Raw genomic sequence first — 15,647 nt, 5'->3', positions numbered from 1 at the left:
CGGTTACCAGCCCATCTTCATGAACCACAGCGCGGCGAACGCGTCGAGGATGATCACCAGCGAAATCGCCTGCACTACGCTGGAAGTGGTGCGCTCGCCGACCGACTGCGCGGTGCCTTCCACCTTCAGGCCTTCCAGGCAGCCGATCAGGCCGATCACCAGCGCGAACACAGGCGCCTTGGACAGGCCCACCAGCATGTTGCGCACTTCCATGGTGTCGTGCATCCGCGCGATGTACATCTGCGGCGGGATATCCAGATCGAACGCGCCCACCGTGATGCCACCGGCCAGGCCGGCGATCATCGCGATGAAGGTGAGCAGCGGCAGGGTGATCAGCAGAGCGATCAAGCGCGGCAGCACCAGCAGATCGACCGGGTCCAGGCCCAGCGTTTTCATTGCATCGATTTCTTCGCGCGCCTTCATCGCACCGATCTGCGCGGTGAACGCACTGGCGGTGCGGCCGGCCAGCACGATCGCGGTCAACAGCACCGAGAACTCGCGCAGGAAGGCGATGCTGACCAGCTCGACCACATAGATCTCGGCGCCGAAGTCGCGCAGGATCGTGGAGCCGAGGAAGGCGATCACCGCACCCACCAGGTAGGACAGCAGGGCGACCAGCGGCACCGCATCCAGGCCGACCTGTTCCATCTGGGCGACCGTGGCGGTGAGACGGAATCGGCGCGGTTCCTTGATCAACCGCGCACCCTTGACCAGGTTCTCGCCCAGGAAACTGGCCAGTGCCACGATGTTGTGACCCATTCCGTGCACGCTGACACCGAGCCGTTCCAGCGCGGCCAGCACACCGAAGTCGCGCTTGGCCTTGGGCCGGTCGTCGGCGACTTCCTCGATGGTGGAGACCAGCGCGCGATGCTCCTCGCGGAACGTCACGGCGTCCTCGCCAAGGTCGGCGCGGTGCGCTACACGCAGCAGCTGCAGCACGCCGGCCGAGTCGAGCAGGGTGATCCCGCTCGCGTCCAGACCGGTCACTTTCTCCGGAAGGCCACGCAGCACTTCGGCCGCGTCCAGCGCGGTGCGTAATGTCCAATGGCCAGACAACCGGATCAGACCGGGGTCCTGGGCATCCTGCTCGAGATGGGGGGCTTGGTCTGAGGTCATGTAGGCGTCCTGCGCGCAGCATACCCTGTCCGGGTGCATGGCTCGCGTATGCGCCGGATGGGGCTGAACGCGTCGCTCGGCAACACCCGGGCCGCCATGCCGCGATGCGATGACACCGGGATTCTTCAGGCCGGGGCGTGTTCGGGTAATACTACGCCGCATGTCTGCCGACGCCCCCACCATCGTTGCACCACCGGCCACCTACGCACAGCGCGTGGCCTTCGTTTCGGAAATGGCCGGGCGCCTGCACAGCTATGGCACCACCGCGCAGCGGCTGGAGGCGGCCGTGGTCGCGCTGGCGCAACGCCTGGACCTGGATTGCGAGCCGTGGTCGAACCCGACCGGCCTGATCCTGAGTTTCAGCGACCCCACCAAGGCGATCGGTTCGTCCGACATCACCCGTGTGATCCGCCTGGCACCGGGCGAGAACGACCTGCATAAACTCAGCATCGCCGACCAGATCACCGATGCGGTGGCCAACGGCACCATGAGCATCGCGCAGGGCCATACCGCGCTGCGCCAGCTGGACAAGGATCCGGGCCGCTGGGGCAAGATCCGCACCATTCTTTCTTACAGCCTTGGCGCGGCAGGCGTGGCCGGCCTGTGGAAGCTGCCGTGGCTGGACATCGCCACCGCCGGCGTGATCGGCCTGCTGATCGGCGTCATGGGCATGTATACCGACCGCCGCCCGGCCACGCGCGAGGCCAACGAAGCGTTGGCGGCGCTGCTGGCCGGCTCGGTGGCGACGCTGGTGGCTTCCTTCATCGGGGCGCTCAACCTCAACACGGTGATCATCGCCTCGCTGGTGGTGCTGCTGCCCGGGATGTCGCTGACCAATGCGGTCAACGAGCTGGCCAGCCAGCACTGGGTCTCCGGCACGGCGCGGTTTGCCGGTGCGGTGACCACGATCCTGAAACTGACGGTGGGCGCGGTGATCGCGGTGACGCTGTCGGGCATCGTCGGGCTGGAACCGCTGGTCCGCGCCTCGCGGCCGCAGGCCGATTGGGTGGAATGGGGCGCGTTGCTGCTGGCCGCGTTCGCGTTCGCGATGTTGTTCAAGGCCAACCGCCGCGATTTCCCCTGGGTGATGGCGGCGGCCGTTGCCGGTTATGCGATCTCGAAATTCGCCGGACAGGCGTGGGGCATCCCGGCCGGCATTTTCATGTCCGCGATGCTGCTGACCGCCGCCGGCAATCTGTTTGGTCGGCTGGCGCAGCGCCCGGGCGCGATCATCCGCCTGCCGGGCATCATCATGCTGGTGCCCGGCAGTACCAGCCTGCGCGGCGTGCTGACCCTGGTCCAGCAGCAGGACATGAGCGCCGGCCAGACCGTGCTGATGACCGTGCTCAACGTGGTGATGGCGCTGGTGGCCGGTCTGCTGTTCGGCAATCTGCTGATCCCGGCGCGCAAGAATCTCTGACCACCCCGGTCACCGCGCACTCGATCAACGGGGACGAAAACGCCGGCGCGAGGCCGGCGTTTTGATGTGCAGCAGTGACGGACCGGCTTACTTCTTGATCAGGAACTCTTCGACCTTCTTGCCCTTGGCGGTATGCGCGGCCAGCCAGCGCGGCTGCTTGCCACGGCCGGTCCAGGTTTCCTTCGGGTTGGCCGGGTTGCGATACTTCGGGGCGACCTTGCCGAGCTTGCGCACGGCCTTGGCCGGGGCCTTGGTTGCCTTGCTCGCGGCACGGCCACGTGCGGCCGGGGCGGCGCCGCCGAACAGCTCTTCCACCGAATAGCCCTGGGCCTTGGCCAGCTTGGTCAGCTGCGCGCGGACCTTGGTGATCGCCGGACGCTTGGCGACGATGGTCTGCTGCTTCTTGGCGTTCTTGATCAGCGCGCCCAGCTCTTTGGCGGACAGGCCGCTCAGGTCGATACTCATCTACTACTCCGCAATATATTAAGGACAGGGTGAGCCGGTCCTTGGCGTCGGAAACAGCATACATTCTCTTTTGCGAAATGCACAAACACGCCGGACATATTGAAACCGGCGGCACCATTGAAAAGGCCGGGATATCTCACCCGGCCCTGTCATCACTTCGTCAATTTCGCCAGCAGTGCGTCCCGGTCGAGGACCTCCGCTTCGGCCGCGCTGCGCGCGCGGTACTCGAATGTCCCGGCGGCGACGCCGCGTTCGGACACCACGATCCGATGGGGTACGCCGATCAATTCCATGTCGGCGAACATCGCACCCGGGCGCAGACCTCGGTCATCCAGCGCCACATCCAGGCCTGCGGCCTGCAGCTGCGCCAGCAGCTCGGCGGCGGTGGACGACACGGTCTCGTCCTGCTTCGGATTGATCATGCAGACCACGACCTGCCACGGCGCCATCGCGTCCGGCCAGATAATGCCGACGTCGTCGTGATTCTGTTCGATCGCCGCGGCGACGATGCGCGAAATGCCGATGCCGTAGCAGCCCATCGCCAACACCGCGGCCTTGCCGTTCTCGTCAAGCACGGTCGCATTCAACGCTTGTGCATACTGGCGGCCGAGCTGGAACACGTGGCCGACTTCGATGCCGCGCGCGACTTTCAGTTCACCACCATCGGCGGCGCGATCACCGGCCTTGGCGTTGCGGATATCCGCTACCTCCGGCTCGGGCAGGTCACGGCCCCAGTTGACGCCAGCGATGTGGAAACCGGCTTCATTGGCACCGATGACGAAATCGGCCAGCGCGGCGACGTCACGGTCGGCCACGATGCGGATCGGCTGTGCCGGGTTGAGCGGGCCGAGGAAGCCCGGCTCGCTGCCCAGATGCGTGGCGATCTCCGCCTCGCTGGCCATGCGGTAGCCCTGAAGACCCGCGACCTTGCCGAGTTTGATTTCATTGACGTCGTGATCGCCGCGCACCAGCGCCAGCACGAAACCGGCTTCGCTCATGATCGCGATCGACTTGACCGTGCGCTCCAGCCCCAGGCCGAGCAGGACGGCGACGGCCTCACAGGTTTTCTGCGTGGGCGTATCGATTCTGCGCAGCGCTTCGCTGGCGGCCGGGCGCTCGCCTGGGGCCGCGGCGATGGCCGCTTCCATATTGGCCGCGTAATCCGAGCCGGTGGAAAACACCAGTGCGTCTTCGCCCGAATCGGCGATCACGTGGAATTCCTGCGACGCATCACCCCCGATCGCACCGGAGTCGGCCTGCACCATGCGGAAATCCAGACCCAGGCGGGTGAAGATGCGGCTGTAGGCCGATTTCATGTTCTCGTATTCGCGCACCAGGCACTCATCGTGCAGGTGGAAGGAATAGGCATCCTTCATCAGGAATTCGCGCGAGCGCATCACGCCGAAGCGCGGCCGGATCTCATCGCGGAACTTGGTCTGGATCTGGAAGAAATTGACCGGCAGCTGCTTGTAGCTGGACAGCTCCTGGCGCGCGAAATCGGCGGCGGCTTCTTCAGCGGTCGGGCTGTAGCAGAACACCTGCTCCTTGCGATCCTTGATCTTCAGCAGCTGCGGGCCGAACTTTTCCCAGCGGCCGGTGGCTTCCCACAGTTCCTTGGGCTGGATGGTCGGAATCTGGAATTCCACCGCGCCGGCACGCTCCATTTCCTCACGCACGATGCGCTCGACCTTGCGCAGCACGCGCAGGCCCAGCGGCGACCAGGTGTACAGCCCCGAGGCCAGCTTGCGGATCATGCCCGCGCGCAGCATCAAGCGGTGGCTGGTCAGCTCCGCGTCGCTGGGGGTTTCCTTGGTGGTGTGCAGGTGGAACTGGGAGAGGCGCATCGTCGGCTTCGCTGAACGGCAGAAGCCGATATTCTGCCAGTCCGGCCGCCGCGATGGGTGCCGGAGGCGGTTTTAGCGCCTCAGCCGGGCTGCGCGGCTCAGGCCTTGGGCGTGCAGTAGGCCTGGATGGCGGCCTCGGCCAGGGTTTTCTGGGCGCTGCGTTGCGCGTCGGTCAGGGTCATATCGGCCTTGCCGTCGCCATCGGTGTCCTGCATCACCTTGCCCGGCCCGTTGAGCAGGGTGAGGTTGCCGCGGGCGCTGGTGCACTCCTTGTTCTCTGCCGGGGCGGCTGCCGTCTCGCGCGGGAGCGGGTCGCGGTTCTCGACCTGGCGGGCCTCGTACGTCTGGCCGGCGGGGGGCTTCTCCGAGTAGTGGGTGACGCCGTTGGCGTCTTTCCACTTATAGATGTTGCCGGCGCTGGCCGTGGCGCTGGCGAGCAGCAGCAGGGCGCTCAGACGGGACAGGGCACGCATGGCAACTCCGGGAACGGGGCAGAACCGCGATTGCAGCACCCCGGGGCCGCTGCTGGCAAGCTAAACTGCCCGCATGGATCAGATGAAACCCCCGCCGCGCTCGCGCAGCATTTACCTGCTGCCCAACCTGTTCACCACCGCAGGCCTGTTCGCCGGCTTCTACGCGATCATCGCCGCGGCCAATGGCGACTTCGTCAATGCCGCTGTCGCCGTGTTCGTCGCCGCGGTCATGGATGGCCTGGACGGCCGCGTGGCCCGCCTGACCGGCACCAGCAGCGAATTCGGCGTTCAGTACGACTCCTTGGCCGATCTGGTCAGCTTCGGCATGGCCCCGGCCCTGGTGATGTACCACTGGTCGCTGTCCTGGCTGAAGTTCGACGACCCGGTGATGGGCCGTGTCGGCTGGGCCGTCGCCTTCCTGTATGCCGCCTGTGCTGCCCTGCGCCTGGCCCGTTTCAATACCCAGGTCAGCGTGGTCGATAAACGCTGGTTCATCGGTCTGGCCAGCCCGGCCGCCGCGGGCCTGATGATGTCCTTCGTCTGGGCCTTCGCCGATGGCAACCTCGGCTGGGACGGCAACCAGCTGCGCTATGTCGCGCTGGGCGTAACCCTGGTGGCGGCGCTGCTGATGGTGAGCCGGATCCGCTTCTGGAGCTTCAAGGGCAGTGGCGAGCGGGGGCCGCGCGCGGACCGCGTGCCGTTCCTGGCGCTGGCCCTGGTGCCGATCGCCATCGCGATCATGGTCATTGATCTGCCGCGCGTGCTGTTCGCGGTGGGCGTGGTGTATGCCTTGTCCGGCCCGTGTTACTGGGTGTGGCAGCGCACCCGCAAGACGGTCGAGCCGAACGCGTGAGCGGGCAGGCGCTGCCGCCATTGTGGTCGCCGGCGCAGCAGTCCTGGCTGCAGGCGATGGGCTACACGGTGTTCGTCGACGGCAGTGTCGAGCCGGAGGCCGCTGCAGTACCTGATGTCCAGCTCAGTGCGGCGCCGCTCGCCGAGTCGGCCGCGCCCGTGCGCCAATCGCGGCCGGCACCGGCGGTGGATGCGCCCGCACCGGTACGTCGAAGCGCACCGCGCACGGCAGAAGAAGGCGCGCCGCCGCCCGTCCCGGCGGCCACGCCGGCACGCGCAGGCGGAGGCCGCCGCGCCGCGGTGCGGATGCCCGATCGCCTGCAGATCGCGCTGCTGCGCGCCTCCGGCTGCAACCCGGCCGAGCCGGACACCCAGGCCTTGATGGCCAGCTGGAACCTGGACGAACTGCGCAGCAGCGCCGCCGCCAAGCGCGCGTTGTGGCCGCAGCTGCGCGCCCTGCGCAAGCGGGGCCGCCCGTGAGCGCGGTGAGCTCGCCACGGCCGTTGTCGTTGCGCGCGTTGCGCGAAAGCGACCTCAATGCAGTGATGGCGATCGAGGTGCGCGGTTACCCGTACCCGTGGACCCGCGGCATCTTCCAGGACTGCCTGCGTGCCGGTTATCCCGGCCTGGCGATGGAAGAGGATGGCCTGCTGATGGGCTACGGCCTGCTCAGCATCGCCGCCGACGAAGCCCATATCCTCAATATCTGCGTGGACCCGCTGTGCCAGTCGCGTGGCCACGGCCGCTACCTGCTGCGCGCGCTGGTGAAGCTGGCACGCGACCATGGCGCGCACCGCGTGTTCCTCGAAGTGCGCCCGTCCAATACCTCGGCGGTGGCGCTGTACCACAGCGAGGGGTTCAATGAGATCGGCCGCCGGCCGCGTTATTACCCCGCCCGCGACGGGCGCGAGGATGCGCTGGTGATGGCCATCGAGCTGGTCGACGACGACATCCAGGTGATGCCGCCGCTCTGACAGCGTGGTGTAGAGCCACCCATGGGGTGGCGCTACGCCATCCGCAGCACGACCGCCCCGAGCACGATCAGGCCGGCGGCGATCCAGCGTTGGCGGGTAACGCGTTCGCGCAGGAGCCAGGCCGAGATCAGGATGCCGAACAGGATCGAGGTTTCGCGCAGCGCGGCGATCAGCGCGATCGGCGCGACCGTCATGGCCCATAGCGCCAGGCCGTAGGAGATCAACGTCCCGAACCCGCCCACAATGCCGTAGCCCCAGTTGCGGCGCGCATAGTGACGCAGCGCGCCCGCACGGGGGCACAACGCCCACAGCGGCAGGGGCAGGCCGGAAAGCAGGAACAGCCATAGCGTGTAGCTCACCGCAGCGCCCGAGTGCCGTGCGCCCCAGCCATCGACCAGGGTGTAGGTGGCGATGACCCCGGCATTGAGCAGCGGCAGCCACAGATGCTGGCGCGGGGTGCCGCGGGTCATGCACAGGATGCCCAGGCAGATCAGCGCGATGCCGCTCCACGCGATCCACGCCAGCCGTTCACCCAGAAACAGCGTACTGATCAACGCGACCAGGATCGGCGCGCAGCCGCGCATCAGCGGGTAGGACGCGCTCATGTCGGTCAATTGATAGGTACGGGCGACGAGCACGTAGTACCCGACCTGGAGCAGGGTCGAGGCGGCCAACCATGGCCAGCTCTGTGGTGCGGGGGCGGGCACGAACGGCAGCGCGATCGCAGCCATCAGCGCCGCCGAGCCGGTGACCAGGATCGTGGTCAACAGCGTGTCGGTGCCGCGTTTGACGATCGCGTTCCAGCTGGCATGCAGCAGGGCGGCGAACAGCACGATGCAGAAGAGGGGCAGCGACATCATCGGCCCAGGGTAGAGCCACCCCATGGGTGGCTGCACGTCATCCCGCCCCGGGAGGCAGCCACGCATGGCGTGGCACTACCTCCCCCCAAGCGCTTACAGCTTCGCGCGCTGCGAACGCAGACCGTCCAGCTGGGCGGTCCATTCGACCAGGCGCACGCGTTCCTGCTCGACCACGGCGGCCGGCACCTTGTCGGTGAACTTGGCCAGCTTGGTCCCGCTCTTTTCCTTCTCCGATTCCACCCGGGCGATCTCCTTGTCCAGGCGCGCGCGCTCTGCGCCCAGATCGACCAGGCCCTCCAGCGGCACCAGCAGAGTGAGATCGCCCACGATCGCAGCGGCGGCCGGCGGCGTGTCGCTGCCGTTGGCCAGCCATTCGATGCGTTCCAGCTTGAGCAGGAACGACAGCGAGGAGGTGAAGCGGGTCATGCGCGCGCGGTCATCGTCGTTGCCCCCCTGCAGCAGCAGCGGCACCAGCTTGGACGGCGGCACGTTCAACTCGCTGCGCACGCGGCGCAGGGCGTTGACCATCGACTTCAGCCATTCCACGTCGGCTTCGGCGCGGGCGAAATCACCCGCGAACTCCTCGGCGGTCGGGTACGGACGCAGCGAGATGGTGTCGTCGGTGATGCCCAGGCGCGGGGCGACCTGACGCCACAGCTGCTCGGTGACGAACGGGGTCAGCGGGTGCAGCAGGCGCAGCAGCGCTTCCAGCACGTACAGCAGGGTGTGGCGGGTGCTGTTGGCATCGTCGGCGTCGGCACCGTTGAGGGCCGGCTTGGTCAGTTCCAGGAACCAGTCGCAGAACTCGTTCCAGGCGAATTCGTACAGGCACTGCGCCAGCAGATCGAAGCGGTAGTTGGCGTAATGCGTCTGCGCTTCGGCCGAGACCGCGGCCAGCCGCGCGAGAATCCAGCGCTCGGCATCGGTGCGCGGCTGCGGCACGCCGGTGAAGCTGCTGCCCTCGGTGTTCATCAGGGTGAAGCGGCTGGCGTTCCACAGCTTGTTGCAGAAGTTCTTGTAGCCCTCGGCGCGGTTCATGTCGAACTTGATATCGCGGCCGTGGGTGGCCAGCGCGGCGATGGTGAAGCGCAGCGCATCGGCACCGTGGGCGATGATGCCCTCGGGGAATTCGCGGCGCGTCGCCTTCTCGATCTTCGGCGCGTCCTTGGGCTTCATCAGGCCGGTGGTGCGCTTGGCGACCAGGTCCTCGATGGAGATGCCATCGATGATGTCCAGCGGGTCCAGCACGTTGCCCTTGGACTTGGACATCTTCTGACCCTGCGCATCGCGGATCAGGCCGGTGATGTAGACGTCCTTGAACGGAATCTTGCCAGTGAAACTGTCGGTGGCCATGATCATGCGGGCCACCCAGAAGAAGATGATGTCGAACCCGGTGATCAGCACCGACGACGGCAGGTAGCGCTCGAAACCGCGCGCGTCCATCGCCTGCTCGTTCGGCCAGCCCAGGGTGGAGAACGGCCACAGCTGCGAGGAGAACCAGGTCTCCAGCACGTCACTGTCCTGGTGCAGGGCGAGGTCGGCGGCGAGGTTGTTCTTCGCGCGCGCTTCGGCTTCATCACGGCCGACATAGCAGTTGCCCGCATCGTCGAACCACGCCGGAATGCGGTGGCCCCACCACAGCTGGCGGCTGATGCACCAATCCTGGATGTTCTCCATCCAGTGGCGGTAGGTGTTGATCCAGTTGGCCGGGACGAACTGGATGCTGCCGTTCTCGACCAGCTCCAGGCCGCGCTTGGCCAGCACGTCCATCTTCACGAACCACTGGTCGGTCAGGTACGGCTCGATCACCTGCTGGGTGCGATCCCCGCGCGGCACCTGCAGCTTGTGCGCCTTGGTCTCGACCAGGATGCCCAGGTCTTCCAGCTCGGCCAGGATCACCTTGCGCGCGTCGTAACGGTCCAGCCCGCGGTACTTCTCCGGGGCGTTGTCGTTGATCGCCGCCACCGGGGTGAACAGGTTGATCATCGGCAGGTTGTGGCGCAGGCCGACCTGGTAATCGTTGAAATCGTGCGCGGGGGTGACCTTGACCACGCCGGTACCGAACTCGCGGTCGACGTAATCATCGGCGATCACCGGGATCTCGCGGTCGGTCAGCGGCAGCTTGACCATTTTGCCGATCAGATGCGCATAGCGCTCGTCTTCGGGGTGCACCATCACGGCGGTATCGCCGAGCATGGTTTCCGGGCGGGTGGTGGCCACGGTCAGGGTACCGCTGCCATCGGCCAGCGGGTAGCTGATCGACCACAGGAAACCGTCTTCCTCCACGCTCTCCACTTCCAGATCGGAGATGGCCGTCTTCAGCACCGGATCCCAGTTGACCAGGCGCTGGCCACGGTAGATCAGGCCCTGCTCGTGCCAGCGCACGAAGGCCTCGACCACCGCTTCGGACGGCTGCGGGTCCATGGTGAAGGTGCTGCGCGACCAGTCGCTGGAGGTGCCCAGACGGCGCATCTGGCGCTCGATGGTGTCACCGGACTGCGCTTTCCACTCCCACACTTTTTCGATGAAGCCGTCGCGGCCCAGCGAATCGCGGGTCTCGCCGTTGCCGGCCAGCGCCAGATTGCGCGACACCACCATCTCGGTAGCGATGCCGGCATGGTCGGTACCCACCTGCCACAACGTGTCGTAGCCGCGCATCCGGTGATAGCGCACCAGCGCATCCATCAGGGTCTGCTGGAAGGCATGGCCCATGTGCAGCGTGCCGGTCACGTTCGGCGGCGGCAGCAGGATGGTGTACGGCTCGCCCTTGCCGGACGGCTTGAAATGGCCGGCCTTCTCCCACGCGTCGTACAGCGCGGTTTCAAAGGTTTTCGGGTCGTAGCTGGAGGCGAGTTGGGTCATGCGGGAACCAGGATCGAATACGGAAGGTGGGGGTGCCGGAAGCTCAGCGCCCTAAGGCGCGACGGATCTTCTGGTCGGTATGGAACTGTGAGACCGCGTAGGCGGCCCAGATCGCGGCGGGCAGCCAGCCGATCAGCGTGATCTGCAGGATCAGGCAGAGGATGCCTGCGATCGGGCGGCCGATGGTGAAGAAGGCGAACCAGGGAAAGATCAGGGCGATCAACAGGCGCATCAAGGGTCTCCGGGGGCGGCGGCGACCGGACGGGCGCCGCGCGGGTTACATGTCGTACTTGTTCAGGTCAAAGCCCAGTGCCTTGTACTGGCGCCAGCGTTCGCGCAGCGGTTCGCGCGCCTCCGGGTCAGCCGGCACCACTTCCAGCACGCGGTCGCAGGCCGCCAGATAGGGATCGTCGCGCAGGTTGATCACCAGCGGCCGGGCCGGGGCCTCGGTGCCGGGCACGGCGATCAGCACCAGCGCCTCTTCTTCGTCCATGTCTTCGCCGGCGATCTGGTGCGGGATGTAGGCATCGTTGTCGAACGCCCACAGCAGCTCGTCCAGCTCTTCGGCCTGGGCCTGGTCGCGTGCCAGCACCAGGGTGAACAACCCGGCGTCATTGGCCTTGCGGGCCAGTTCGCAGACCAGGCGCAACGGCTCGGTCAGGAAGCGGGGCTTGGCGATCAGGTAGAAATCAGCACGGGACATGGCAGGGCCTGGAGCGGAGGGAGAACCCGGCGCCAGGCCGGGCGGGATCGCGGCCACCCGCAGGCGGCCGCGATCGGGCAGGGCATCAGGCGCGGGCGACCTGGTCCAGCAGCCACTGGCTCAGCAGGCCGACCGGGCGGCCGGTGGCCATGCCGCGCTTGCCTTCGTCGCTGGCCACGCCGGCGATGTCCAGATGGGCCCAGCGCTGGCCTTCGGCGAAGCGCGACAGGAAGCAGCCGGCGGTGATCGCACCGGCCCAGCGGCCGCCGATGTTGTAGATGTCGGCGAAGCTGGAATCCAGCATGGGCTGGTACTCGTCCCACAGCGGCAGGCGCCAGGCGCGGTCGAACACGTGCTCACCGGCGGCCAGCAGCTCGTTGGCGAGGTCGTCGTGCTTGGTCATCAGGCCGGCGGTCTGGTGGCCCAGCGCGACCAGGCAGGCACCGGTCAGGGTCGCCACGTCGATCAGCGCGGCCGGCTCGAAGCGCTGCGCGTAGGTCAGCGCGTCGCACAGGATCAGGCGGCCTTCGGCGTCGGTGTTGCCCACTTCGATGGTCTTGCCCGACATCGAGGTGATCACGTCCGACGGGCGGTAGGCGTTGCCGTCGATGGCGTTTTCGACCGCCGGCACCACCACCACCAGGTTCAGCGGCAGCTTGGCCGTGACGGCCGCGACGAAGGTGCCGATGACGTTGGCGCCACCGCACATGTCGTACTTCATCTCTTCGATGCCGCCCTGGGTCTTCAGGTTGACGCCACCGGTATCGAAGGTGATGCCCTTGCCGACCAGCACGTAGGGCTTGGCGTCGCCGCCGTTGTTCCACTTCAGCACCACCAGGTGCGGGCGGTTGGCCGAGCCACGGGCCACGGCCAGCAGCGAGCCCATGCCCAGCGCTTCCATCTGCTGCTCGTCCAGCACCTCCGCTTCGGCGCCTTCATGCGCCTGCGCGAACGCGACCGAGGACTCGGCCAGGTAGGCCGGGGTGCAGACGTTCGGCGGGAGGTTGCCCAGCTCGCGGGCGTACTGCACGCCGGTGGCGATGGCCTGGCCCTGGGCCAGCGCCTGGGTGTCGGTGCCGGCGATGGCCAGCGTGGTCAGGCCCGGCTCGTCGGCCTTCTTCTTGCCCAGCGTGGCGCTGTAGCGGTAGGCGGCGTGGTCGGCAGTGATGATGGCCTGGCGGATGTTCCAGGCGGCATCGCGGCCCTTGACCTCGATCTCGGTCAGGGTGAACAGCGCATGGTGGTTGACCCCGCTCTTCAGGGCGCGGCTGGCATCGCCGACCGCCTTGAGGTACTGCGGGACGCCGAACTTGGCCGGCTCGCCCAGCCCGACCACCAGCACGCGTGCGGCGGTGACGCCGGGCAGATCGTGCAGCAGGGTCGTGTTGCCGGTCTTGCCGCCCACGTCGCCGCGGGCGATCAGGGCCGACAGGCGGCCGCCGGACGCAGTGTCCAGGGCCTGTGCCGCCGGGCTCAGGGTCTGGTCGGCGTAGGCGCCGACGATGACGCAATCGCACTCGGCCGAGGCCGGCGATGCGTGGTTCAGGGTGAATTCCAGGGCCATTGATCAGATTCCGTTGGCAAATCCGTACAATCGCGAGCTGTTTACGTCCCGTCAGTAGACTGGGCAGCACCGCGAACGAATCCGAGAGTTTAAACCACCGCCCCATGTCGAAGCTCGATCGCTATCTCCTGCGTGATTTCGTCCAGAGTTTCCTGGCCACCCTGATTGTGTTGCTGGTGGTGAGCGTCGGCGGTGTCCTGGTGGACATCCTCGGCAACATCGCCGACGGCCGCCTGCCTGCCCGCCTGCTGTTCTCACAGCTGGGCCTGCAGTTCATCGTCTATATGCCGCTGATCCTGCCGCTGGCGCTGATGCTGGGCCTGCTGCTGGCCACCGCCCGGCTCTACCGGGATTCGGAAATGGCGGTCATCACCGCCATCGGCGTCGGCCCCAAGCGCCTGCTGCGCCCCCTGCTGATGCTGGTGGTGCCGGTGGTCGGCCTGATCGGGCTGTGCTCACTGTGGCTGGGCCCCTGGGCCGACCGTACCGGTGAGAAAATGATCGACGAGGCCAACCGCAGCGTGGTCATGGCCGGCCTGGAGGCGGGCAAGTTCACCTCCCTGCCCAATGGCGGCGTGGTCTACCTGTCCTCGGTCTCGCCCGACGGTACCCAGCTGGGCAAGGTCTTCATGCAGCGCCAGAAGGACGACACCATCGAGGTGATCTCCGCCGATCGTGGCCGGATGTACTTCGAAGGGGCCAAGCAGCGGTACCTGGAGCTCGATGAGGGTCATCAGGTGCAGGGCCCGGCGAACGGCGCGCTGGACTACAAGTTGATGACGTTCGCCCGCAACGACGTGGCCATGCCTGACGGTGCCGAGACCCGCAAGGACGACGATCCCGAGCTGCTGCCGACCACGCAGCTGTTCGGCGATGAGCGCCCGGAGGCCCAGGCGCAGCTGCACTCGCGCATCGCCCCGCCGCTGATCGCGCTGGCCTTTGCCCTGATGACCCTGCCGCTGGCCCGCAGCTCGCCGCGCCAGCAGCGCTACGGCCGGATGATGCTGGCCTTCCTGGCCTACATGGTGGGCATGAACCTGATGTTCATCGGCACCCGCTGGATCGCCGATGGCAAGCTGCCCGGCGCGGCCGGCCTGTGGTGGCTGACCTTGCCGCTGCTGGCGCTCGCGCTGTGGATGTATTTCCGCGACGGCAAACTGTCGCGTCCCCGGAGGACCGCATGACCCTGTTCCGCCCCATGCGGTTTGATCTGTACCTGGGCCGTGCCGTGTTCGGCACTGTCCTGCTCACCTGGGCCGTTCTGGTCGGCCTGGACGTGGTGATGGCCTTCTCCGGCGAGTTCAAGGATGTCGGCAAAGGCAGTTACACCCTCGGCCATGCCGCGGCCTGGGTGCTCTACACCGTGCCCCGCCGCGCCTATACCTTCTTCCCCACGGCCGCCGTGATCGGTGCGCTGATGGGCCTGGGCCAGTTGGCCGCCACCTCCGAACTGACCGCGCTGCGTGCGCTGGGCCTGTCGCGCAAGCGGCTGAGTGCTTCGGTGGCGATCGCGTTGTCGCTGATGACCGCGGTCATGGTGTTCAGCGGCGAGACGCTGGGCCCGTGGGGGCAGGGCAAGGCGGACGAGATCAAGGCCAGCGCCAAGTGGGGCAACAGCCTGAGCACGGCCCGGTATTCGGGGGTATGGGCGCGCGAAGGCGACACCTTCCTCAATGCGCAGAGCGGGGACGAGCAGTTGCAGGACGGGGGTGGCACACGCCTGGTCCTGCACGACGTGCGTCTGTACAAGATCGCCGACGATGGTCGTCTGGCCTCGCTGACGTACGCGACGACCGCCGAGCATGGCGACAACGGCTGGGTGTTGAACAAGGTCCGTCGTGACACCTTCGGTGAGCGGTCGGCGACGCGCGAGAACATTGCGTCCGAGCCGTGGGCGTCGCGGCTGGATGCGGCGGCGTTGGCCAGTGGTATTTCCAAGCCGCGCAATCTGACGGCGTCGGATCTGCGGACCAGTATCGAGTACCGCAAGCGCAATGGTCTGGATTCGCGCGATTACGAGGATGTGTACTGGAGCCGGTGGTTCTATCCGCTCAATGTGCTGGCGCTGTGTCTGGCGGCGGTGCCGTTCGCGTTCGGTTCGTTGCGCAGCGGTGGGATGGGCAAGCGGTTGTTCCTGGGCATTCTGTTCGCGTTGGGCTTCTGGTTGTTGCAGTTGTTCTTCGGGCGTATGGCGGGTGCGTTGAAGTTCGATTACCGGATTGCGTATGCGTTGCCGCCGATCGTGATGATGGTGGTATCCGGGTTGTTGTTCCGACGTAAGTCGGGCTGATTCCTCTGCTCGAACGCCAGACGCCAGACGCCAGACGCCAGACGCCAAACGCCAAACGCCGAAGCCAACGTCAAAGCCGAAGCGGCCTCCATGTGCTCTCGAGCTAGGCGCGACGGGCTCGCCATTCCGGGACCCGCCGCAAGTACGTCCATGTAGCAACTGTGTTGCTGGAGGGAGTTCGGTCCCTCCAGTAGACGGACGCGGTAGTGCCGGCCGCTGGCCGG

The 15,647-nt window shown here is 66.9% G+C and carries 14 protein-coding genes and 1 pseudogene; 6 read left to right on the top strand and 9 right to left on the bottom strand.

Features of this window, described 5'->3' with window-relative positions; all coding sequences use genetic code 11:
* Positions 1 to 3 precede the first annotated feature (3 nt).
* On the bottom strand, positions 4 to 1,155 hold the full coding sequence (locus EDF74_RS17030; RefSeq protein ID WP_428999177.1) for an MlaE family lipid ABC transporter permease subunit: 1,152 nt from the start codon (positions 1,153 to 1,155) through the stop codon (positions 4 to 6).
* 121 nt (positions 1,156 to 1,276) lie between these two features.
* Here EDF74_RS17030 and EDF74_RS17025 point away from each other — a divergent pair, with 121 nt between their 5' ends.
* Positions 1,277 to 2,536: a threonine/serine ThrE exporter family protein gene (locus EDF74_RS17025; RefSeq protein ID WP_088432072.1), complete on the top strand. Its 1,260-nt coding sequence runs from the start codon at positions 1,277 to 1,279 to the stop codon at positions 2,534 to 2,536.
* 90 nt (positions 2,537 to 2,626) lie between these two features.
* On the opposite strand, the pseudogene EDF74_RS17020 reads toward EDF74_RS17025, so the two are convergent.
* The 3 genes and pseudogenes from EDF74_RS17020 to EDF74_RS17010 all read right to left on the bottom strand — a co-directional run.
* Positions 2,627 to 3,001: pseudogene (locus tag EDF74_RS17020) on the bottom strand (H-NS family nucleoid-associated regulatory protein); the annotation flags it as partial.
* A gap of 152 nt (positions 3,002 to 3,153) precedes the next feature.
* The gene (locus EDF74_RS17015; RefSeq protein ID WP_123731222.1) at positions 3,154 to 4,845 is read right to left on the bottom strand and encodes a proline--tRNA ligase; all 1,692 of its coding nucleotides are present in this window, start codon (positions 4,843 to 4,845) and stop codon (positions 3,154 to 3,156) included.
* 98 nt (positions 4,846 to 4,943) lie between these two features.
* Positions 4,944 to 5,318, bottom strand: coding sequence for a DUF4124 domain-containing protein (locus EDF74_RS17010; protein ID WP_123731221.1), 375 nt, complete (start codon positions 5,316 to 5,318; stop codon positions 4,944 to 4,946).
* 73 nt (positions 5,319 to 5,391) lie between these two features.
* On the opposite strand from EDF74_RS17010, the gene pssA reads away from it, so the two are divergent.
* From pssA to rimI, 3 genes are read left to right on the top strand one after another with little or no spacing between them, the layout of a single operon-like run.
* Positions 5,392 to 6,171: a CDP-diacylglycerol--serine O-phosphatidyltransferase gene (pssA, locus tag EDF74_RS17005; RefSeq protein WP_123731220.1), complete on the top strand. Its 780-nt coding sequence runs from the start codon at positions 5,392 to 5,394 to the stop codon at positions 6,169 to 6,171.
* A complete protein-coding gene (locus tag EDF74_RS17000) occupies positions 6,168 to 6,650 on the top strand; it encodes a hypothetical protein (RefSeq protein WP_260232308.1) in 483 nt (160 codons plus the stop codon). Before pssA ends, EDF74_RS17000 begins: the two co-directional genes overlap by 4 nt.
* Positions 6,647 to 7,144: a ribosomal protein S18-alanine N-acetyltransferase gene (rimI, locus tag EDF74_RS16995; RefSeq protein WP_121042847.1), complete on the top strand. Its 498-nt coding sequence runs from the start codon at positions 6,647 to 6,649 to the stop codon at positions 7,142 to 7,144. Before EDF74_RS17000 ends, rimI begins: the two co-directional genes overlap by 4 nt.
* 32 nt (positions 7,145 to 7,176) lie before the next feature.
* Here rimI and EDF74_RS16990 read toward each other — a convergent pair whose 3' ends face one another.
* The 5 genes from EDF74_RS16990 to EDF74_RS16970 all read right to left on the bottom strand — a co-directional run bounded on the left by EDF74_RS16990 (position 7,177) and on the right by EDF74_RS16970 (position 13,133).
* A complete protein-coding gene (locus tag EDF74_RS16990) occupies positions 7,177 to 8,001 on the bottom strand; it encodes a DMT family transporter (protein ID WP_123731384.1) in 825 nt (274 codons plus the stop codon).
* Positions 8,002 to 8,097: 96 nt separating this feature from the next.
* Positions 8,098 to 10,866 carry a valine--tRNA ligase gene (locus EDF74_RS16985; protein ID WP_123731219.1) on the bottom strand — a complete coding sequence of 923 codons (2,769 nt, stop codon included), beginning with the start codon at positions 10,864 to 10,866 and terminating at the stop codon, positions 8,098 to 8,100.
* Between the two features lie 43 nt (positions 10,867 to 10,909).
* Positions 10,910 to 11,098 carry a YqaE/Pmp3 family membrane protein gene (locus EDF74_RS16980; protein ID WP_088432079.1) on the bottom strand — a complete coding sequence of 63 codons (189 nt, stop codon included), beginning with the start codon at positions 11,096 to 11,098 and terminating at the stop codon, positions 10,910 to 10,912.
* A gap of 45 nt (positions 11,099 to 11,143) precedes the next feature.
* Complete coding sequence (locus tag EDF74_RS16975; RefSeq protein WP_019182556.1) at positions 11,144 to 11,569, bottom strand: DNA polymerase III subunit chi; 426 nt, start codon at positions 11,567 to 11,569, stop codon at positions 11,144 to 11,146.
* Between the two features lie 85 nt (positions 11,570 to 11,654).
* Positions 11,655 to 13,133 (bottom strand): leucyl aminopeptidase, encoded by a 1,479-nt coding sequence (locus EDF74_RS16970; protein ID WP_123731218.1) that lies wholly within the window; start codon positions 13,131 to 13,133, stop codon positions 11,655 to 11,657.
* Positions 13,134 to 13,237: 104 nt separating this feature from the next.
* On the opposite strand from EDF74_RS16970, the gene lptF reads away from it, so the two are divergent.
* Positions 13,238 to 14,317 (top strand): LPS export ABC transporter permease LptF, encoded by a 1,080-nt coding sequence (gene lptF / locus EDF74_RS16965; protein WP_123731217.1) that lies wholly within the window; start codon positions 13,238 to 13,240, stop codon positions 14,315 to 14,317.
* Positions 14,314 to 15,423, top strand: a complete 1,110-nt coding sequence (lptG, locus tag EDF74_RS16960; RefSeq protein ID WP_260232307.1) for an LPS export ABC transporter permease LptG — start codon at positions 14,314 to 14,316, stop codon at positions 15,421 to 15,423. The genes lptF and lptG overlap by 4 nt, the downstream gene beginning before the upstream one ends.
* Positions 15,424 to 15,647 lie beyond the last annotated feature (224 nt).

The sequence above is a fragment of the Stenotrophomonas rhizophila genome (genome assembly GCF_003751305.1).
Taxonomy (GTDB): domain Bacteria; phylum Pseudomonadota; class Gammaproteobacteria; order Xanthomonadales; family Xanthomonadaceae; genus Stenotrophomonas; species Stenotrophomonas rhizophila_B.
This window is presented reverse-complemented; position numbering and strand designations above follow the sequence as displayed.